Raw genomic sequence first — 20637 nt, 5'->3', positions numbered from 1 at the left:
CCATGAATGTACATACAAAGAAATATCTGATCGACGGCCCGGTCGGCAAGATCGAAGTGGCGCTGGATCTGCCGGACGAAATGCGCGAGAACGGCGCCGCGCCGCGTGGCATCGCGCTGGTCGCGCACCCGCATCCGCTGTTCGGCGGCACGATGGATAACAAGGTCGCGCAGACGCTCGCGCGTACGCTTGTGCAGTTGAACTACGTGACCTACCGCTCGAATTTCCGGGGTGTCGGCGAAACGCAAGGCGAGCATGACGGTGGCATCGGCGAGCGCGATGATCTGCGCGCTGTGCTCGATCACATGCGCGCGCAAGCAGGACAGGGCGATCTGCCTCTCGTGCTCGCGGGTTTTTCGTTCGGCACTTTTGTGTTGTCGCATGTGGCCGCAAAGCTACGCGAAGAAGGCCAGGCGATCGAGCGAATCGTATTCGTCGGCACTGCGGCGAGCCGTTGGGAAGTCGCACCCGTCCCGGAAAACACGCTCGTGATTCACGGCGAAACCGACGATACCGTGCCTATTCAGTCGGTTTTCGACTGGGCACGGCCGCAGGAATTACCGGTTGTCGTGATTCCGGGGGCAGAACATTTTCTGCATCGCAAACTGCACATTCTGAAGCGGATCATCGTCGACGCGTGGCGTTAGTGGGCACACGCGGGGGACATGCGGGGCACATGCGGGACGCCCCGCGCGTGTTTTCCGGGGTACAGGTACGTGCAAACGCAAATTAATCGCCGCCCTTTGGTCAGAGATACCGGGATAGCGCGCGTATAATGAGCGCTCTTTTTTGGGCGCAGCACATCGCCCACCCGGCAGTTCGCGCGACGCGTAGCTTCTCTGCGCGCGCAGCGGTGCTGGATGAGAGGCGTGCTGCGCGAACCGATCGCGTGGCCGGAAGTCCAATGGGCGCCGCGCCGTTTTTTACGGCCTGACGCTCGCCGACCGGCTCCTCCAAACTATGCGCCCTGCGCGCGATGTATTTTTCCGCACGAATCGACCCTATGCGTTTCTCCACCTCCGGCCGCACGTCATTCCCGTCAGTTTCTTCTTTCGTTCCCCATACGCTTAGCCGCGCCGTGACCCTCGGCATCGTGTTGCCGGCAACGCTCGTTGCCAGCACGGCGTTCGCGCAAGTGCCGCCGCCCGCGGTGAATGCACGCTCGTGGGTGCTCGTCGATGCGACCAGCAATCAGGTGCTCGCGTCGGGCAATGCCGACGAACGCGTCGAACCGGCCTCGCTGACCAAGCTGATGACCGCATACCTCGTCTTCGAAGCACTGCAGACGAAGAAGATCACGATGGACCAGACGGTGATGCCGAGCGAAGCGGTGCGCCGCGTGAAAACCGACGAATCGCGCATGTTTATCGAAGCGAACAAGCCGGTGACCGTGCACGATCTGGTGTACGGCATGATCGTCCAGTCGGGCAACGACGCGGCGATCGCGCTGGCCGAACTGGTGGGCGGCAGCGAAGCGCAGTTCGTCAACATGATGAACACCGAAGCGCAGCGCCTCGGCATGAAGCACACGCATTTCGCCGACGTGAACGGCATGCCCGATCCGCAGCACTACACCACGGCGGGCGACCTCGCGGTGCTGTCGGCCCGTCTGATTCGTGACTTCCCCGACTACTACAACATCTTCTCGGTCAAGGAATTCACATACAACAAGATCAAGCAGCCGAACCGCAATCGTCTGCTGTGGATCGATCCGACCGTGGATGGCCTGAAGACCGGTCACACGCAAGCCGCGGGTTATTGCCTGATCGCGAGCGCAAAGCGTTCGCTGCCGGGCACGACCGACGGGTCGCGCCGCCTCGTTTCAGTGATGATGGGCGAGACCAAGGAACACGACCGCGTGCAGGACAGCCTGAAGATGCTGAACTACGGCTACACCGCGTATGACACGGTGCGCCTGTACAAGGCGAATCAGGTGGTGGGCACGCCGCGCGTCTACAAGGGTGCGCAGGACACCGTGCAGATCGGTGTGAAGACCGATCAGTACATCACCGTGCCGAAGGGCATGGGCGACAAGGCGAAGCCGCAGATCGAACAGATCGATCCGCTGATTGCGCCAATCGCGAACGGTCAGCAGGTCGGCACGGCGAAGCTCGTGGCCGACGGCAAGGTGCTGGCGCAATTCCCGATCGTCGCGTTGCAAGCCGTGCCGCAAGCCGGCGTGGTCGGCCGCGTGTGGGATTCGCTGATGCTGATGTTCAACAAGAAGAAATAAGAGTCCGATTGCGATGACTACTGCTTCCGATGTTTCGCTCGACCCGATTGTTTATCTGAACGGCGAGCTGGTGGCCTTGTCCGAAGCGCGCGTGCCGGTTCTCGACCGCGGCTTTATTTTCGGCGACGGGATTTACGAAGTCGCGCCGTTGTACGCCCACGCGGACGGCCGTAGCGCGTTTCGCTTCGGGCATCATCTGGCGCGCCTCTGGCGTTCGCTGGACAAGATCGGCATCGTCAATCCGTTCGACGCTGCCGGCTGGCGCGAACTGATCGAGCGCGTGGTCGAGGCGAATGAAGCGGACGCCGGCCTGCGCGCCGATCAGGACGCGATTGCCTACGTTCAGATCACACGGGGCGTCGCGAAGCGCGGTCACGCGTTCCCGGCCGGCATCCAGCCGACCGTGTTCGTGATGGTCACGCCGCTGAACCTGCCGGACGCCGCGCAGCGCGCGCAGGGCGTGCGCTGCGTCACTGCTGAAGACCGTCGCTGGCTCAATTGCGACATCAAATCGGTGTCGTTGCTCGGCAATGTTCTGATGGCCCAGTACGCAGCCGAAAACGATGCGTTCGAGACGATCCAGTTTCGCGACGGCATGCTGACCGAAGGTTCGTCGTCGAATATCTGGATGGCGAAAGACAACGTGTTGTATGCGCCGCCGCGCAGTCACAAGATTCTCGAAGGAATTCGCTACGGTCTGATCGAGGAGTTGACGAGCGAGTGCGGCATTCGCTTCGAAGCGCGCGAGATCGCCGAAGCAGAGTTGCGTGCGGCGGACGAGATTCTGGTCAGTTCCGCCACCAAGGAAGTGCTGCCGGTTACGCAACTCGACGGCCAGCCGGTGGGCGACGGCAAGCCGGGCGCGGTGTTTGCGGCGTTGTACGCGGCCTATCAGCGTGCCAAGGCCAAGGAAGCGCAAGACGCGCAGCAAGGAGTGGAAAGTGGATCCCGCGAAAGAATCATTGCTTGAGTTTCCGTGCGATTTTCCCATCAAGATCATGGGCAAGTCGCACCCCGAATTCGCCGAGACGATCGTCACGGTGGTTCGGCAGTTCGATAACGAAGTCGATCCCGCTCGTGTGGAAACGCGGCCGTCCAGCGGCGGCAATTACACCGGTTTGACGGTTACGGTGCGTGCCACCAGCCAGGCGCAGCTCGACGATATCTACCGCGCGCTCACCGGCCATCCAATGGTGAAAGTGGTCCTTTAAAGCCTGGCTTTGTGTCTCTGGTTTACGGCGTGACGCGCAATGCGTCCGCCGCCAGATCGGCGCTTGCCGCAGGCCCCGCCTCGCAAGCCCGCTCGAAAAGCTGCTTGAACCGTCCCACTTCTGCGAATACCCAATCGCGGAACGCCTTGACTCGCGCGGTTTCGAGCATCTGCGGCGGACAGATGAAGTAGTACTGCCATGGGCTCGGTCCATCCACATCGAATAGCCGCACAAGGCGGCCTGCTGCGATCTCGTGCATTGCCAGCGAACGGCGCGTAAGCGCAATCCCCTGGCCGTCGATGGCCGCCTGCAGCAGATTCGACGAATCCTGATACAGCACGCCGCGCTTCGGTTCTTGCCAATCGGTGAGGCCGGCGGCGTCGAACCACGGGCGCCAGAGCTCGTCATCCGAACGCAGCAGCGGGACCTTGGCCAGATCGGCCGGCGTTTGCGGCAGCTTGCCGCCGTTGAAATTCGGCGCACAGGCCGGAAAGAAGATCTCCTCCAGCAGCAACTCGGCATGCAGCCCCGAATATTTTCCGTAGCCGAAGCGGATCGCCACGTCGACGTCGTCGCGCGCGAAGTCCGTGAGCGCGTTGGTGGACAGCAGTTCGAGGTCCCACTGCGGATGCGCCTCGATAAAGCTGCCGATGCGCGGCGTTACCCAGCGCGCCGCAAACGAGGACAGCATGGAAACGACAAGGCGCCGCTCGCGGTCGCCGGCGCGGATTTCGAGGGTGGCGTCAGCAAGCGCCATCAGCGCGGTGCGCACGCGCGTGGCATAGCGGCGGCCCGTGTCCGTGAGCCGTACACGCTTGCCGTCGCGGGCAAATAGCGTGACGCCCAGTTCGGCCTCCAGCGCGCGAATCTGGTGACTGACGGCGCCGTGCGTGACGAATAGTTCGTCCGCGGCACGCGAGAAGCTCTCGTGGCGGGCGGCGGCTTCGAACGCCTTGACGGCGTTCAGCGGAGGTAATTGCCGGAGGTCCATCGCAATATTTCTCACATAGAGGTGAAAATAGATCGTTTTGCGTAAACCCTTGCTACGCCTAGGATTGTAGTCACGAAACGAATTTTGGCGAGGGCATCATGCGAGAAATTTCCTCTAGTATCGCTTTTGAAATCCGCAGCGGCGAAACCATTCCCATGAAGGTAGCACGCAGCACCAAGCTGGTCGTGCACGGCGGCGCGGTGTGGGTCACGCGCAGCGACGATACGGAAGACTACTGGCTGCAACCCGGTCATACGCTGCGGCTGCGGCGTGGCGAACGGTTGTGGTTGAGCGCCGAAGGCAGTGCGCAGGCGAAGGTGGCGTTTTCGGTGCCGACGCGCTGCGATGAACGTGCGCTGAACTGGTTCGCGCGGGTCGGCGAACGGCTGGCGGCCCGCATGCGTGGCGGTTGGCGCACGATTTGAGCGCGGGAGGGCGCTGTTCCCTAAAGCTGGCAGTTCCGGCGGGAATTTCCAGATTTCGGTAAACTGTCGGGATCATGTGCGCCACCCCGGTTTCTCCGTCTCCCTTGCCCGCCACGGCGCCGCTTACGCTGCGCTGGCTCGGCAACGAACCTTACGAAGCCAGTTTCGAAGCGATGCGCGCGTTCACCGACGAGCGCACCGCCGATACACCCGACGAAATCTGGCTGGTCGAACACCCCCCCGTATTCACGCTCGGCCAGGCCGGCGACCCGGCGCATCTATTGGCCGCCGACAGCGGTATTCCGCTTGTCAAGGTCGACCGGGGCGGACAGATCACGTATCACGGACCCGGACAGGTGGTTGCCTACCTGCTGCTGGACCTGCGCCGACGCAAGCTGATGGTGCGCGAGATGGTCACGCGGATCGAGCAGGCCGTGATCGATACCCTCGCGGCGTATAATCTCGGCGGAGAACGCAAGGCGGGCGCCCCTGGTATCTACGTGACGCCCGGGCCGGACGCCGGGCTGCATGCCGGTGCCAAGATTGCCGCGCTGGGTCTGAAAATCCGCAATGGCTGCAGCTATCACGGCGTGAGCCTGAATGTGAACATGGACTTGCGGCCGTTTCTGGCCATCAATCCATGCGGCTACGCGGGGCTCGAGACAGTCGATATGGCAACGCTGGGTGTTGCCGCAGGCTGGGACGACGTGGCCCGTACCTTTGCAGCACGCCTCACCGCAAACCTCGACGGCAGTCCCGCGGCCGTCGCCCAACCGCAGGCCGGTGCTCTCACCGCCTGACTGGACCGAACGAATGACTGACGTTACCGCGAACCTCGCAGCTTCTCCTGTTCCTGATGCCGTGCCGGCTACCGTTGCAGCCTATGACGCCACCGCGAAGCAGAAAGCGCAAGCCAAAACCGCTCGTATTCCCATCAAGATCATCCCGATCGAAAAGCTGAAGAAGCCAGACTGGATTCGCGTCAAGGCGGCCACCGGCAATTCGCGCTTCTACGAAATCAAGCAGATCCTGCGTGAGCACAACCTGCACACGGTGTGTGAAGAAGCGAGTTGCCCGAACATTGGCGAATGCTTCGGCAAGGGCACCGCGACGTTCATGATCATGGGCGACAAGTGCACGCGCCGCTGTCCGTTCTGCGACGTCGGCCACGGCCGCCCCGATCCGCTCGATGTGGATGAACCGGGCAACCTGGCTCGCACCATCGCCGCGCTGAAGCTGAAGTATGTGGTGATCACGAGCGTCGACCGTGACGATTTGCGCGACGGTGGCGCGGCTCACTTCGTGGAATGTATCCGTGAGACGCGCGAGCTGTCGCCGGAAACACGCATTGAAATTCTGACGCCGGACTTCCGTGGCCGTCTGGATCGCGCGCTCGGCATTCTGAACGCCGCACCGCCTGATGTGATGAACCACAACCTCGAAACGGTGCCGCGTCTGTACAAGGAAGCGCGCCCCGGTTCGGACTATGCGCATTCGCTGAAGCTGCTGAAGGACTTCAAGGCGCTGCATCCGAATGTTGCGACCAAGTCAGGCCTGATGGTCGGCCTTGGCGAAACCGAAGAAGAGATCCTGCAAGTGATGCGCGATCTGCGCGAGCACGACGTTGACATGCTGACGATTGGCCAGTATCTGCAACCGTCGGAACACCATCTGCCGGTGCGCTCGTATGTGCATCCGGACACGTTCAAGATGTACGAGGAAGAAGCGTACAAGATGGGCTTCACGCACGCAGCGGTAGGCGCGATGGTTCGCTCGAGCTACCACGCCGATTTGCAGGCGCATGGAGCGGGGGTGGTCTGAACGGTTCAGTGTGTTGTCAGTTTGAAAATGCAAAGCCCGCACGTGTTGCGGGCTTTGTTTTTTTGGGGTGTGGGAGTGGGCGGTTCAGCCGCGCTGCCCGGAAATCTGCTGGCGTTGCCTGGCCGTAACAACGCGCGAGCAGCTGCAAGTCGTGGACATCACGCCGCCGAACGGCCAGCTTGCGCCAAGGCATCCCTCGCCGTCATCATTCGCTAGAACCCGCCCACTGCCCGCCGCAACAGTCACACCGATCCAGCTCAACGTGAAAAGCAATGCTCGAACAGCGTAATTAGCAATCGCGGATTAATTGGAACCGTCCCCGGACAAACTCCCTATAGTCGAAAGCCTCCCAGACAACACACACTAAAGGGGCTTCCCGATGAACCGCTTGCTTCGTCCGCTCGCCGCGTTTGCTACGCTGCTCGCGCTGTCCGCGCCATTTTCTTCCGCTGCACACGCCGACACCAAAGAGGTCGTGATCGCGTATCAGGACATGGTCGTGCCGTGGCGCTATGCGCAGGCAACCGGCGAAGTGGAAAAAGCCACTGGCTATAAGGTCACCTATCGCAAGCTCGGCAGCGGCGCTGACGTGATTCGCGCGCTGGCTTCCGGCTCGGTGCAACTCGGCGAAGCAGGGTCGAGCCCGATCGCAGCGGGGCTGTCGCAGGGCGTCGATATTTCGCTGTTCTGGATTCTGGACAATATCAACGACGCCGAAGCGCTGGTCGCGCGAGACGGTTCGAATGTCACCAGTGTCGCCGGTCTGAAGGGCAAGAAAATTGGCGTGCCGTTCGTGTCCACTTCACACTTTCACACACTGGTCGCACTGCAGAACGCCGGCGTGAATCCGTCCGATGTGAAGATCGTGAATCTTCGTCCGCCTGAAGTCGCGGCAGCGTGGGCGCGCGGCGACATCGACGCGACTTACATCTGGGATCCTGTTCTGGCGAAGGTGAAGAAAAACGGCAAGGTGCTGATCACGTCGGGTCAGGTTGCACAGCAAACCGGGAAGGCGACGTTCGACGGCTTTGTCGTCGACCGCAAGTTCGCTAGCCAGAACGCGGAGTTCGTGGCGCGTTTCGTGAAGGTGCTGGCCGCGACTGACGCAAGCTACCGCGATCACACGTCGGCATGGACCGCGACGTCGCCGCAGGTTGAAGCGGTTGCGAAGGAATCCGGCGCCACCGCACAGGAAGTGCCGGCGAGCCTCGCGCTGTATGCGTTCCCGACACCGGCCCAGCAGGCCTCGAATGCATGGCTTGGCGGCGGTGCGCAATCGGGCGCGGCTAAATCGCTGGCCGCGACCGCCACGTTCCTGAAGACGCAAGGCACGATTCAGAACGTGCTGGCCGATTACTCGACCGGCGTCGATCCGCAGTTCGTGCAGCGTGCGGCGCATTAACTTTTGAGCATGGTTATCCATCAGCACCATGAGGCACGGCGATGAGCGGTCTTGAGATCCGGCGGCTGCACGTCGCCTACGAAGGCGCACGCGGTGCGGCGCCGCACATCGCGCTCGCTGACGTCGATCTGCGCATCGAACCGGGTGAGTTCGTCGTCGCGCTGGGTGCATCGGGCTGTGGCAAGACAACCTTGCTGAACTGCATCGCTGGCTTCATTCAACCGACCGAAGGCGAAGTGCGTCTGAACGGTGAGCCCGTGCTTGGGCCCGGTGCGGACCGTGGCGTCGTGTTCCAGAAGTACGCGCTGATGCCGTGGCTCGATGTGCTCGGTAACGTCGCGCTCGGCTTGCGGTTTCAACGTGTGCCGAAGGCGGAGCGCGAGCGCATCGCACTGAAGATGCTGGCGCTGGTTGGGCTTGAGACGCATGCGCGTTCGCGGGTCTATGCGCTATCGGGCGGCATGCAGCAGCGCGTGGGCATTGCGCGCGCGTTGGCAAGCGATCCGCAAGTGTTGCTGATGGACGAGCCGATGGGCGCGCTTGACGCGATGACGCGCGAATCGATGCAGGAACTCGTGCTGGACGTCTGGGGCCGTACACGCAAGACGGTGTTCTTCATTACGCACAGCGTGGAGGAAGCACTGTTTCTGGCGACCCGCCTCGTCGTGATGACGCCAGGCCCGGGCCGTATCGCCGAGAGCTATGAGCTGCCCTTCGCGCGGCGCTTTCTCGAGACTCGCGATGCACGCGAGGTCAAGTCGTCGCCAGAGTTCATCGAATGGCGTGAGCGGTTGGTGCGCCGTCTGCACGAACGGACTGAACAAAATCAGGAAGAGGTGCTGTCGTGACAGCTTCGCGCGAATCTTTGGGCAATGTGCCTCTGACCCAGGCAAGCGAGCCGCCGCGACGTAACGCGCGCCCGGTGCGCGGCTGGCGCTTACCGGGCGAAGGTCCGACTGCGGCGCTGAGCGCGGTCTCGGTAACGACGCTTGCGGCGCTGTGGTGGTTCGCTACGCATTTGCACTGGCTGCCGCCGCTATTTCTGCCAACGCCCGAGGCCGTTTGGGCGGCGTTTCTGGACGCGTGGCACGGACGCATTCAAGGCGGCCTGCCGCTCTCCGAGCATCTCGCATGGAGTGCGCTGCGCGTGTTCGGCGCGTTTGCGCTAGCCGCGGTCACGGCGGTGCCGGTCGGAATCTTGATGGGTGTGAGCCGGGTTGTACGCGGCTTGCTCGATCCGCCGCTGGAGTTCTACAGGCCGTTGCCGCCGCTTGCGTATTTGCCGCTGGTGGTGATCTGGTTCGGTATCGACGAGACGGCGAAGATCGTCGTGATCTACCTCGCCTGTTTCGCGCCGATTGCAATGGCGGCACGTGCCGGCGTGCGCAGTGCAACCATCGAGCAGATTCATGCGGCGTATTCGCTGGGCGGCCGTTTCACACAGATCGTGCGCTTTGTGGTCCTGCCGGCGGCGTTGCCTGAGATCCTGACCGGCTTGCGGATTGCGATCGGCTTTGGCTGGACCACCCTGGTGGCCGCCGAGATGGTCGCAGCCACCGCCGGTCTCGGTCAGATGGTGCTCAATGCGTCGAGCTTTCTGCGTACCGACGTGGTGGTGATGGGCATCGTGCTGATCGGACTGATCGCGTGGTTGTTCGATCTCGGCATGCGTGCGCTGGAGCGGCGGCTGGTGCCGTGGAAGGGGCGTGTGTAGTTGGTGCGGTCCAGGCGGCACCAGTCGTAAGTGACAGGAAGCGCCTCTGATATCAGCGGCAAGTGGAAGCCGCCTTCCGCCCGACGCTCAGGCAGGCCGCAGCCAGCTTTCAGCGAAATAATTCAATCACCGGCCAGCCGCGTTCCGTGGCAATGGCGCGCAGACGCGGGTCGGGATTGGTCGCGACCGGATGCGTAACACGCTCAAGCAAAGGCACGTCGTTGATCGAATCGCTATAGAACCAGCTCTGCGGAAAATCCTGCAGACGATGACCGAGCGAAGCCAGCCAATCCTCGGTGCGTGTGATCTTGCCTTCGCGGAAAGTCGGCACGCCGACGGCGTTTCCAGTAAAGCGCGCCAAAGGATCGCCGCCTTCGGTGCCGAGGTCGATGCCCAGCAGATGTTCGAAGCCAAGCGCCTTGCCGATCGGCTTCGTGATGAACACATTGGTGGCAGTGACAATGCAGCACAGGTCGCCTGCTTCGATATGACGTTGCACGAGTTCGCGCGCGGCCGGCAGGATTGCCGGCGCAATCACATCCTCCATGAATTGCGCATGCCACGCGTCGAGCTGCTCGCGCGAATGGCGAGCCAGCGGCGCCAATGTGTAGTTCAGATAGGCGGCCATGTCGAGCGTGCCGGCCACATACTGCCGGTAGTAATCGTCGATTTCTTCCGCATGCTGCGCGGCGCCTTCTATACCCAACCCGGCAATGAAGTGAGCCCACGCCTGATCGCTGTCGAGCGGCAGCAGCGTATGGTCCAGGTCGAACAGCGCAAGGTTGCGGCTCATCCAGAGTCCTCGTGATGTCGTGATGTCGTGATGAAGTGGGCAAACCAGGTGATCGAGCGAGTCGCGTCGCGGGCGATGATCCGGCACATAGCAACATAGCCATTCACAGTTTGGCACGAGCGTATATTTAAAAGCACAAAATTACAATAAGGCAAAAATGTGCAACACTACTGTCATAAACAGCCCGGGTGCCGGTTCGTGCGGCATGCGGTTCGGGTCATGGCAGCAGGAACGGATGCGCAGTGCCTTATGTTGATTCTCCTTAACCTTCTGGCTGGTGTGGCGCTCCTCGTGTGGGGATCGCACATCGTACGTACCGGCATCCTGCGTGTGCTCGGCGCCGACCTGCGCAGCGTCCTTGGGCGCAGCACCAGTAGTCGCTGGCGGGCCTTCTTCGCAGGCGTTGGCGTTACGAGCCTCGTGCAGAGCAGCAATGCAACGGCGGTGATCGTCACGTCGTTCGCTGCGCAGGGTCTCCTGCCGCTCACCAGCGGCCTCGCGATCATGCTTGGCGCCGATGTCGGCACCGCGCTGATGGCACGGTTGCTCACGCTCGATTTGTCATGGCTGTCGCCGATCCTGATTCTGTTCGGCGTGCCGCTCTTTCTGTCGCGCAAGCAAACGCGCCTCGGTCAGCTTGGCCGCACGCTGATCGGACTGGGCTTGATCCTGCTGGCGCTGCACCTGATCGTCGAAGCCGCTCAGCCAATGACGCAAGGCGCCGGCGTGCGTGTGATGTTCGGCGCGCTGACCGGCGATACGATGCTCGACGCGCTGGTCGGCGCGGCATTTGCGGTGCTGTCCTATTCGAGCCTCGCGGCGGTCCTGCTGACGGCGACGCTCGCCTCGTCCGGCGTGATTTCGCTGAAGGTGGCGCTGTGTCTCGTGATCGGCGCGAACCTCGGCAGCGGCTTGCTGGCGCTGATGGGCACGCTTGCGCAGAACACGGCGGCGCGGCGTCTCGCCATGGGCAGCCTGGCATTCAAGCTGGCTGGCGCGTTGCTGATCCTGCCGTTCGCGCCGCTGCTTGCACGCGGGCTGCCGGTGCTGATCGCGAATCCTCGCGAAGCGGTGGTCGGCTTTCATGTGATCTACAACACGCTGCGTTGCTGCGCATGCCTTTCGCTGATCGACCCGGTGGCGCGCATCTGCACACGGGTGTTGCCGGACCGGCCGCTGCCCAACGGCGAATTGCGGCCGTTGCATCTGGATGCCGCCGCGCTTTCCACGCCTACGCTCGCACTCGCGCACGCCGCCCGCGAGGTGCTGCGCATTGGCGACATCGTGCGCACCATGCTCGATAACGTCGCGGACCTGATTCATGACAACAGCCTCGAGAAGGCGCGCGAAACGGTCCGTATGGACGACGACGTGGACGAACTGTATGCGGCGGTCAAAACCTATCTGACGCTGATCTCGCGCGAGCAGCTCGACGAGGCCGATAGCCGCCGCTGGACCGACATCATCTCGTTGACGATCAACCTGGAGCACGCGGGCGACATCATCGAACGAATCGTCCGCGATATCGAGGAAAAGAAGATCGCGCACCGGCTGTCGTTTTCGGAGGAGGGGCTCGGTGAACTGGACGATCTGCAGGCACGGCTCGTCAGCAACCTGCAGCTCGGCCTGTCGGTGTTTCTGAATAACGATCTGCGTTGCGCCGAGCAACTGCTGGCGGAAAAAGAGCGCTTTCGTGATCTCGAGCGGGCGTATTCATACAAACACCTGGACCGGCTCGCCGGGCAAACCTTGCGCAGCATCGAGACCAGCGCGTTGCATCTGGATCTGATCAGCGACATGAAGCGGCTCAATTCGCTGTTCTGTTCGACGGCCTATCCGGTACTCGACGCAGCCGGCGCGCTGCACGACACGCGTTTGCGCAAGCGCGTGCTCGACACAATACATGTGAAGGAATGAGGCGTTCGCGCACGGCCCCGAACATGCCGGCGCCCTAAGCCAGAACGATCTCTTCCAGCTTCTTTTTGAGCGATGCAAAGTCGGCGGCTTCGGCCGCCTTTTTGTTGGTGACGAGCACATCGATCCGATCGACCGGACAGTACGAGATCCGGCTGCGCTGACCGATCTTGCTGTAGTCGGCGAGGATCACCACGCGGTCTGCGTTAGCGACCATGGCGCGCGCCACTTCGGTTTCAGCGTGATCGTAATTGGTCGCGCCATGCCGGTGGTCGATGCCGACAGGCGAGAGCAAGGCCATGTCCGCACGATAACGCTGGATGTCGAGCACGGTGGTGGCGCCGGTAGTCGCCATTGCGCGGTCGCTGATCGAGCCGCCCAGCAGGATCACTTCGTTGGCCGCCTCCGTTTGGTCAACGGCGCCGCGCATTTTCAGCGCGACGTCGATGGAGTTGGTGACGATCGTCAGGTTCGCCAGTTTCGCCAGCTCTTCAGCGAGTGCCGCCGTGGTAGTGCCCGCGTCGATGAAAAGTGTCTGACCGCTCGCAATCAAACCAATGGCCGCCTTGGCAATCGCCGTTTTGGATTTGACGCGCATGTGGGCGCGTTCGGCGATGGGTGCCTCGTCGGCGGGTTTGATCGCGCCGCCATGCACGCGCCGCAATTCACCGAGCGCTTCCAGGTCGAGCAGATCGCGCCGCACGGTTTCGCGCGACACCCCGAGGTCCGCCATGATCCGTTCGGTCGACACGCGTTGAAGCGTCGACAGCAACGCGCGAATTCTCTGATGACGGTCTTCCTGCCACATGCATTTTTCCTTGGATGCGAACGCGCGTTCACAGGGCTTGTTTTTAATGATGCCATCGTGGGCACGGATGTGTGTCCGGACGATGTCAAGCGTACTACCTTAGCCGAATTGTGTTGTATTTTTTTGGCAGCTTGCAAGTTTGTGTATTTCATCTTAGCCTTCGCAGATCAAAGCGTGGCGCCTATTTCGAACATCAAATGTTCGAAAAGGAATTGAAATGTCTCATTTCGAGCATTTCGCGGCGTTTTTTGGCAATTTGATTGACCCATATCGTTGCCATAATGGATCCGGGGATTTGCCGCCTGATCAATTTGCTGCTGTATGCGCCGCTGCCTGGAAGTCACACGGTTCGGCATCCTGACAATAGGATTGCAGGGCCGTTGCGACCCGGATGGCGCACGGCATTGGCCGTGTGGCCAGCTACCGCAGCGCTGCCCATTGGCGCGATACTACGCGCGGGGCTCACGCGTAAAGGCTGCAAGGCGCAGTTGTGGCATGGAGGCAGTGGCAGCCGGGAACGTGTCGAGAGCATACTAGTCCGCTCTATCTGGAAGGTAACGAGACGTGGGAAACGGGATTGATCGCACCTTATCCGCAGACTGGCCGTATCCGAGGCTGATTGCGCATCGCTGTGGCGGCACGCTGGCGCCGGAAAACACGCTGGCCGGTTTCGACGCTTGCGTGCGCTACGGCTACCGCATGGTTGAATTCGACGCCAAGCTCTCCGCCGACAACCAGCTCTTTCTGTTGCACGACGACACGCTGGAACGCACGACCAACGGCCATGGCGCCGCTGCTGAACACACGTGGGAACAACTGGCCGCGCTCGACGCCGGCGCGTGGTTTGGGCCGCAGTTCGCCGGCACGCACCTGCCGACGCTCGCCGAGGCCGCTGGGCGTTGCGCGCGGGATGGCATTGCCGCCAACGTCGAAATCAAACCGTGCCCGGGTCGCGACGAGATCACCGGGCGCCTGGTCGCAAGCGGCGCACTGACTTTGTGGCAAGGGCAAACGCCGCCGCTCCTATCATCGTTTTCGTTCGAGGCGCTCGCCGCAGCGCGCGACGCGGCGCCCTCCCTGTCGCGCGGCATGCTGTTCGAAGAGGTCCCGGCTGACTGGTTGCGCATCGTGCGGGAACTGGATTGCGTGTCGTTGCACGCGAGCCACCGGCATCTGACCGAGCCGCTGGTCGCCGAAATCAAGGCAGCCGGGCTGCGCGTGCTGGCCTACACGGTGAATGACCCGGCGCGTGCGCAGTTGCTTGCGCAATGGGGCGTCGACATGATTTGTACAGATCGCATCGATAGACTGGAGCACGACATGTTTTCGGCGCGGGCGAAACCAGACTGAGCATGGCGCGGGCGCGAGCTTGCACAGGCGTGCGCCCATAGAGCTAGAAATTAGAAATTTTCCAAACGTAGCAATTTCGGCAGAGGATGGGGAAGACTATGAAGCGCACCGCGTTAGCTCGTTTACTTTCGATGTCGGCCGCTGCGGGTGTTGCCGCAGCCGGCGTGAGCAGCGCTTCGGCCGCGCCGCTCGATGCACTGGTTGCCGCCGCCAAGCAGGAAGGTCAACTCACCGTGATCGCGTTGCCGCACGACTGGTGCAACTACGGCCAACTGGTGGCCGGCTTTCAGAAGAAGTACGGCATCAAGATCAACGAGCTGAATCCGGATGCGGGTTCGGGCGACGAAGTCGAAGCCATCAAGGCGAACAAAGGCAACAAGGGTCCGCAAGCGCCTGACGTGATCGATGTGGGTCTGTCGTTCGGTCCGACCGCGAAAGCCGAAGGTTTGCTGCAGCCGTACAAGGTCGCTTCGTGGAACTCGATTCCGAAAGAGTCGAAAGATGCCGACGGCTATTGGTATGGCGATTACTACGGCGTGCTGTCGTTTGAAGTGAACGCCGACATGATCGACAAGGCGCCGTCCGACTGGAGCGATCTGCTCAAGCCAGACTATAAGAATGCCGTTTCGCTGGCAGGCGACCCGCGCACGGCCAATCAGGCAATCCAGGCTGTGTTCGCCGCGGGCCTGTCGCAAAGCAAGGGCGACGTGAGCAAGGCCGACAAGGCCGGACTTAAGTATTTCGCCGACCTGAACAAGAACGGCAACTTCGTACCGGTGATCGGCAAGGCCGCATCGCTCGCGCAAGGCACCACGCCGATCGTCGTGCGTTGGGACTACAACGCGCTGGCTGACCGTGACACGCTGAAGGGTAATCCGAAGGTGCAGGTGGTGATTCCGAAGACGGGCGTTGTCGCCGGTGTGTACGTTCAGGCGATCAGCGCCTACGCACCCCATCCGAATGCCGCCAAGCTGTGGATGGAATACCTGTACTCGGATGAAGGCCAGATCGGCTGGCTGACCGGCTATTGCCATCCGATGCGCTACACCGAACTGGTGGCGGCGAAAAAAGTGCCACAGGCTCTTCTCGACAAGCTGCCACCGCCGTCGTCATACAAGAATGTGGTGTTCCCGACGCTGTCCCAACAGGACGCCTACAAGGACACCATCACGAAGCACTGGGACGAAGCGGTCGGCGCGAACGTCAAGTAATCGTCTCGACGCAAGCGGTTGCGGCGGCAGCGGAGCAGCGATCAATCGCATGCTGCACACGCTGCCGTTGCTAACCGCAATATGCAGATTCAAAGCTGACGCGCCGCTCGACGAGAGCGGCGCGTCAGGCGTTAGCCAGAAAGCCCCAAGGGTGAGCTATGAGCGCTTCATCGGATGCTGGAGCGGTGCCGCCGGAATTGCTGGTTCCGCCTGTGCCCACGCCAACGCCTCGCGTCGACGGTCCGCGCCGCGCGTCGCAGTTCCTCGCCTGGATCGGTGTGGTGCCGTTTTTTACCTTCGCGCTATTGTTTCTGATTTTGCCAACCGGCTTTCTGATGGTCGGCGCATTTCAGGATTCGCAAGGTCACTTTACGCTCGGCAACTTTCGCGACCTGCTCCAGCCCACGGTGATGGACGCCTACTGGATCAGCTTCAAGGTAAGCGCCGCTTCCGCGATCGGCGGCGCATTGATCGGCTCGCTGCTCGCATGGGCAGCGGTGCAAGGCAAATTGCCCGGCTGGATTCGTCCTACCTTGATGACGTTCTCCGGGGTCGCTTCCAATTTTGCCGGCGTGCCGCTCGCGTTCGCCTTCATCTGTACGCTGGGACGCGTCGGTCTGGTGACCGTATTGCTGAAGAAGTACCTCGGCCTCAATCTATACTCGACGGGCTTCAGCGTTCTGAGTTTCTCCGGCTTGACGCTGACTTACCTGTATTTCCAGATTCCTTTGATGGTGCTGATCGTCACGCCCGCGCTCGACGGCCTGAAGCGCGAATGGCGTGAGGCCTGCGACTGCCTCGGCGGCACGGCCTTCCAATACTGGCGCCACGTTGCGTTGCCGGTGTTGTGGCCGAGCGTGCTTGGCGCGACGCTGTTGCTGTTCGCCAACTCTTTCGGCGCGGTCGCCACGGCTTATGCGTTGACCGGCAGTTCGCTGAACATCGTCACGATCCTGCTGTACGCGCAGATTCGCGGCGACGTGATGCACAACCAGAATCTCGGCTACGCACTCGCGCTCGGCATGGTGCTTGTAACCGGGCTGTCGAACGGCGGCTACATCTGGTTGCGTTCACGCGCCGAAAGGGGCCGTCGATGAAAAGCCAGTCGCGTGTGGGCGCGTGGACCGCGATGATCGTCGGGTCGCTGTACTTTCTGATTCCGTTGCTCGCCACCTTCGAATTCAGCCTGCGCATGAAGCGCGGGGTCTACAGCTTCGAAGCGTATAGCGTCGTGCTGAGCGATCCGCGTTTTCAGGCTTCATTTGGTTATTCGATCCTGATGGCGGTGCTGACGATTATCGTCGGTGTGCTGCTCGTGGTGCCGACCGCGTACTACGTGCAGTTGCGCCTGCCGAAGCTGCGGCCGGTCGTCGAATTCATCACGCTGTTGCCGTTGGTGGTGCCTGCGATCGTGATCGTGTTCGGCTATCTGCGTATCTATAACAGCAGCTCGATTCTGCCGCTCACCGGCAACGAACGCGCGACCGACCTGTTACTGGTGTTCGGCTACGTGACGCTCTCGCTGCCGTACATGTATCGCGCGGTCGACGCCGGTTTGCGCGCGGTTGACGTGCGCTCGCTGACCGAAGCCGCCGAATGTCTCGGGGCGAACTGGCCGACGATTCTGTTCAAGGTGATCTTCCCGAATATCCGCTCGGGCATTCTGTCTGGCGCGTTTCTCACCTTTGCGGTGGTGATCGGCGAGTTCACGCTGGCGAGTCTGCTCGACCGGCCCGCATTCGGCCCGTATCTGCAATTGATCGGTGCGAACCGCGCGTACGAACCGTCGGCGCTTGCGATCATCGCGTTCGTGATTACGTGGGCGTCGATGGGTTTGATTCAGGTATTCGGCTCGGCCCGCGCGCTTAGCGGCCAGAAAATTTGACGGACTCATTTGACCGACTAAGGTAGCGAATCATGGCATTCCTTGAGATCGAAAATCTGCACAAGTCCTTCGGGGCGAACACGGCGTTGCATCACTTCGACATGAAGATCGAACGTGGCGAATTCATCACGTTCCTTGGGCCGTCGGGTTGTGGCAAGACCACGGTGCTGCGAATGATCGCCGGCTTCGAAACGCCGACGCGCGGCATCATCCGGCTGGACAACAAGGACGTGACGCACCTTCGGACCCGGCAACGCAAGGTCGGCATGGTGTTTCAGTCGTACGCGCTGTTTCCGAACATGACGGTGGCCGACAACATCGGCTTCGGGCTGAAGATCACGCATCGTCCGCAGGCGGAGATCAGCAAGCGCGTCGAAGAGATGTTGCAACTGATCAAGCTGCCGCATCTGGGTGAGCGTTACCCGTGGCAATTGTCGGGTGGTCAGCAGCAACGCGTGGCGTTAGCGCGCGCATTGGCCGGCAAGCCGCAGGTGCTGTTGCTTGACGAGCCGCTTTCGGCGCTCGACGCGAAGATCCGCATTTCGCTGCGCCAGGATATTCGCGCGTTGCAGCGTGAACTGGGTATCACGTCGATTTTCGTGACGCACGATCAGGAAGAGGCGCTGTCGATCTCCGACCGCATCGTGGTGATGAACGAGGGGCGTGTCGAACAGGTCGGCACGCCTTCGGAGATCTACAACTATCCGCGCACGCGTTTTGTCGCATCGTTTGTCGGCACGTTGAACATCCTGGCGGGGCATGTGATCGACCCGAAAACCGGCAAGATGGCCGTCGACGGTCAGGAGTTGACCACCACGCAGGAACTTCCGGCAGACGACGCGGGCAAGAAACGCATGCTCGCGCTGCGGCCTGAAGCCATTGTGCTGGAGCCGGCCGCACCGGGCCGCAACACGCTGAACGCAACGGTCGAAGAAGTGAATTTCCTCGGCGCGGTGGTGCGCATCAGAACGCGCGTGAAGGATGCAGTCATTTCACTCGATGTGTTCAACGACCCGAATCGCGGCTTGCCCGAACGGGGACAGCCGGTGTCGCTCGGTTTCTCACACGAGAACTTGTTGGTACTCGAAGAGGGCGGGGCATAGAAACCGAACAGCAGTGCCAGGCGTGGGCGAAAGCCGCGCGTACGGCTGGGTGGTTTCTGCTGACGCGTGCGAAAGCCCTGCACGCAGGCTGAGCAGTTTCGGCTGAACCAGGCGAAAGCCGCAGCCCCAAAGGCTCTCCGGGTTTTCCCGAACTCAGCGCCTCGAGGGATTCCGGATTCCCCGACACCTCTTGTCCGGATTTCCGGAATCCCGGACGGGGTATGCAGTGACATCCAAAAAAATCTATAAAAATCAAAGCGATTCGCCGTGCATCAAGCTGGCATCGACCTTGCAATTTAGATCACGCGGCCGCAACGGTCCGACAACTAAAGCAAGGAGACAACGATGGCTGATTTCCCTTCCCGGTATTTCTGAATTCGTCGTCTTGTCGCGGCCTAATGCCGTGCACAGGCGTGACGAGTATTCGTTCGCATGATGCGCAGCGTGGCAGGCCTTGAGCTCACCCACATCGCAGGAAATATCGTGAAGAAACCTATCCACAAAGTGCTGTACGTCCAGGTGATCGTGGCGATCATCATCGGCATCGCGCTCGGCCATTATTCGCCGGACTTCGCCGTCGACATGAAGCCGCTCGGCGACGGCTTCATCAAGCTGATCAAGATGGTGATCGGGCCGATCATCTTCTGTACGGTGGTGACGGGTATCGCCGGCATGGAAGACATGAAGAAGGTCGGGCGCGTCGGCGGTAAGGCGCTGCTGTACTTCGAAATCGTCTCGACGTTCGCACTGGTGCTTGGCCTGATCGCGACGCATGTGCTGAAGCCGGGAGTCGGCTTCAATATCGATCCGGCCACGCTCGACGGCAAGGCTGTCGCTTCGTATGCCGCGAAGGCGCACGGCCAGACCACGGTCGACTTCCTGATGCACATCATTCCCGACACGCTCGTGTCGGCCTTCGCTCAGGGTGAAATCCTGCAGATCCTGCTGATTGCGCTGCTGTTCGGTGCAGTGCTGGCCACGGCCGGTGAGAAGGGCAAGGTCGTCACGAACTTCATCGACGGACTCTCGCATGTGTTGTTCGGCATTGTGCGCATCATCACGAAGCTGGCGCCGATCGGCGCGTTCGGCGCGATGGCGTTCACGATCGGCAAGTACGGCATCGGCTCGCTGCTGCCGATGCTCAAGCTGATCGGCACGTTCTATCTGACTTCGATCGTGTTCGTGGTAGTCGTGCTCGGCATCATCGCGCGTGCGGTGGGCTTCAACATTCTGCGTTTTGTCGCGTACATCAAGGAAGAGATGCTGATCGTGCTGGGCACGAGTTCGTCGGAAGCCGCGCTGCCGCAACTGATGCTGAAGCTCGAAAAGCTCGGCTGCTCGCGCTCGGTGGTGGGCCTCGTGGTGCCGACCGGTTACTCGTTCAACCTCGACGGCACCAACATTTATATGACGATGGCCGTGCTGTTCATCGCTCAGGCGACGAACACCGACCTCACATGGATGCAGCAGCTCACGCTGCTGGCGGTCACGATGCTGACGTCGAAAGGCGCGAGCGGTGTGACGGGTGCAGGCTTCATCACGCTGGCCGCAACGCTCGCCGTGGTGCCGACCATTCCGTTGTCGGGCATGGTGCTGATTCTCGGTATCGACCGTTTCATGAGCGAATGCCGCGCGCTGACGAACATCGTCGGCAACGGCGTGGCGACGGTCGTGGTGTCGGCATGGGAAAAGGAACTGGACCGCAACAAGCTGAACGCCGCGTTGCGGGGAGACGTGGCGGTCAAAGAGCCGGCTGGGGTTTAAGCCGGACCTGCC

20 protein-coding genes are annotated in these 20637 nt (G+C 61.6%); 17 read left to right on the top strand and 3 right to left on the bottom strand.

Annotated features, from left to right (window positions below):
* Window positions 1–2 precede the first annotated feature (2 nt).
* From PQR40_RS08685 to PQR40_RS08670, 4 genes are all read left to right on the top strand, one after another.
* Window positions 3–647 carry an alpha/beta hydrolase gene (locus PQR40_RS08685; protein WP_408508772.1) on the top strand — a complete coding sequence of 215 codons (645 nt, stop codon included), beginning with the start codon at window positions 3–5 and terminating at the stop codon, window positions 645–647.
* Window positions 648–1003: 356 nt separating this feature from the next.
* On the top strand, window positions 1004–2233 hold the full coding sequence (locus PQR40_RS08680) for a D-alanyl-D-alanine carboxypeptidase family protein (protein WP_408231743.1): 1230 nt from the start codon (window positions 1004–1006) through the stop codon (window positions 2231–2233).
* 13 nt (window positions 2234–2246) lie between these two features.
* On the top strand, window positions 2247–3203 hold the full coding sequence (locus tag PQR40_RS08675) for a D-amino acid aminotransferase (RefSeq protein ID WP_408508771.1): 957 nt from the start codon (window positions 2247–2249) through the stop codon (window positions 3201–3203).
* Window positions 3175–3444, top strand: a complete 270-nt coding sequence (locus tag PQR40_RS08670) for a DUF493 family protein (RefSeq protein ID WP_408231749.1) — start codon at window positions 3175–3177, stop codon at window positions 3442–3444. Before PQR40_RS08675 ends, PQR40_RS08670 begins: the two co-directional genes overlap by 29 nt.
* Before the next feature lie 22 nt (window positions 3445–3466).
* Here the strand turns inward: PQR40_RS08670 and gcvA are convergent, their stop codons facing one another.
* Window positions 3467–4435, bottom strand: a complete 969-nt coding sequence (gene gcvA, locus PQR40_RS08665) for a transcriptional regulator GcvA (protein ID WP_408231752.1) — start codon at window positions 4433–4435, stop codon at window positions 3467–3469.
* A 98-nt stretch (window positions 4436–4533) separates the two neighbouring features.
* On the opposite strand from gcvA, the gene PQR40_RS08660 reads away from it, so the two are divergent.
* The 6 genes from PQR40_RS08660 (at window position 4534) to PQR40_RS08635 (ending at window position 9797) form a co-directional block, all read left to right on the top strand.
* Window positions 4534–4860 carry a DUF2917 domain-containing protein gene (locus PQR40_RS08660; RefSeq protein WP_408508770.1) on the top strand — a complete coding sequence of 109 codons (327 nt, stop codon included), beginning with the start codon at window positions 4534–4536 and terminating at the stop codon, window positions 4858–4860.
* A 74-nt stretch (window positions 4861–4934) separates the two neighbouring features.
* Window positions 4935–5660 (top strand): lipoyl(octanoyl) transferase LipB, encoded by a 726-nt coding sequence (gene lipB, locus PQR40_RS08655; RefSeq protein ID WP_408508769.1) that lies wholly within the window; start codon window positions 4935–4937, stop codon window positions 5658–5660.
* 13 nt (window positions 5661–5673) lie between these two features.
* Complete coding sequence (lipA, locus tag PQR40_RS08650) at window positions 5674–6681, top strand: lipoyl synthase (RefSeq protein WP_408508768.1); 1008 nt, start codon at window positions 5674–5676, stop codon at window positions 6679–6681.
* A 379-nt stretch (window positions 6682–7060) separates the two neighbouring features.
* Window positions 7061–8083, top strand: a complete 1023-nt coding sequence (tauA, locus tag PQR40_RS08645; protein ID WP_408508767.1) for a taurine ABC transporter substrate-binding protein — start codon at window positions 7061–7063, stop codon at window positions 8081–8083.
* A 41-nt stretch (window positions 8084–8124) separates the two neighbouring features.
* Window positions 8125–8931, top strand: a complete 807-nt coding sequence (locus PQR40_RS08640; protein WP_408388167.1) for a taurine ABC transporter ATP-binding protein — start codon at window positions 8125–8127, stop codon at window positions 8929–8931.
* Window positions 8928–9797: an ABC transporter permease subunit gene (locus PQR40_RS08635; RefSeq protein WP_408231770.1), complete on the top strand. Its 870-nt coding sequence runs from the start codon at window positions 8928–8930 to the stop codon at window positions 9795–9797. Before PQR40_RS08640 ends, PQR40_RS08635 begins: the two co-directional genes overlap by 4 nt.
* A 109-nt stretch (window positions 9798–9906) precedes the next feature.
* Here PQR40_RS08635 and PQR40_RS08630 read toward each other — a convergent pair whose 3' ends face one another.
* Window positions 9907–10590, bottom strand: a complete 684-nt coding sequence (locus PQR40_RS08630; protein ID WP_408508766.1) for a histidinol-phosphatase — start codon at window positions 10588–10590, stop codon at window positions 9907–9909.
* Window positions 10591–10839: 249 nt separating this feature from the next.
* On the opposite strand from PQR40_RS08630, the gene PQR40_RS08625 reads away from it, so the two are divergent.
* Window positions 10840–12507, top strand: coding sequence for a Na/Pi cotransporter family protein (locus tag PQR40_RS08625; RefSeq protein WP_408231776.1), 1668 nt, complete (start codon window positions 10840–10842; stop codon window positions 12505–12507).
* Between the two features lie 34 nt (window positions 12508–12541).
* Here PQR40_RS08625 and PQR40_RS08620 read toward each other — a convergent pair whose 3' ends face one another.
* Entirely contained in the window at window positions 12542–13312 is a 771-nt protein-coding gene (locus PQR40_RS08620; protein ID WP_169485360.1) for a DeoR/GlpR family DNA-binding transcription regulator, read from the bottom strand.
* Between the two features lie 564 nt (window positions 13313–13876).
* Here PQR40_RS08620 and ugpQ point away from each other — a divergent pair.
* The 6 genes from ugpQ to PQR40_RS08590 all read left to right on the top strand — a co-directional run bounded on the left by ugpQ (window position 13877) and on the right by PQR40_RS08590 (window position 20625).
* On the top strand, window positions 13877–14662 hold the full coding sequence (ugpQ, locus tag PQR40_RS08615; RefSeq protein ID WP_408231779.1) for a glycerophosphodiester phosphodiesterase: 786 nt from the start codon (window positions 13877–13879) through the stop codon (window positions 14660–14662).
* A gap of 98 nt (window positions 14663–14760) precedes the next feature.
* Window positions 14761–15873, top strand: a complete 1113-nt coding sequence (locus tag PQR40_RS08610; protein WP_408338754.1) for an ABC transporter substrate-binding protein — start codon at window positions 14761–14763, stop codon at window positions 15871–15873.
* A gap of 158 nt (window positions 15874–16031) precedes the next feature.
* A complete protein-coding gene (locus PQR40_RS08605) occupies window positions 16032–16970 on the top strand; it encodes an ABC transporter permease (protein WP_408231785.1) in 939 nt (312 codons plus the stop codon).
* Window positions 16967–17758, top strand: a complete 792-nt coding sequence (locus PQR40_RS08600) for an ABC transporter permease (RefSeq protein ID WP_408214207.1) — start codon at window positions 16967–16969, stop codon at window positions 17756–17758. The genes PQR40_RS08605 and PQR40_RS08600 overlap by 4 nt, the downstream gene beginning before the upstream one ends.
* Before the next feature lie 32 nt (window positions 17759–17790).
* Window positions 17791–18861, top strand: a complete 1071-nt coding sequence (locus PQR40_RS08595; protein ID WP_408231788.1) for an ABC transporter ATP-binding protein — start codon at window positions 17791–17793, stop codon at window positions 18859–18861.
* Between the two features lie 483 nt (window positions 18862–19344).
* Window positions 19345–20625 (top strand): dicarboxylate/amino acid:cation symporter, encoded by a 1281-nt coding sequence (locus PQR40_RS08590; RefSeq protein WP_408508765.1) that lies wholly within the window; start codon window positions 19345–19347, stop codon window positions 20623–20625.
* The last annotated feature ends 12 nt before the right edge of the window (window positions 20626–20637 follow it).

The sequence above is a fragment of the Paraburkholderia sediminicola genome (assembly GCF_046026855.1).
Taxonomy (GTDB): Bacteria; Pseudomonadota; Gammaproteobacteria; order Burkholderiales; family Burkholderiaceae; genus Paraburkholderia; species Paraburkholderia sediminicola_A.
Note: the sequence above shows the minus strand (reverse complement) of the source record. Positions and strands in the feature narration are given on the sequence as shown.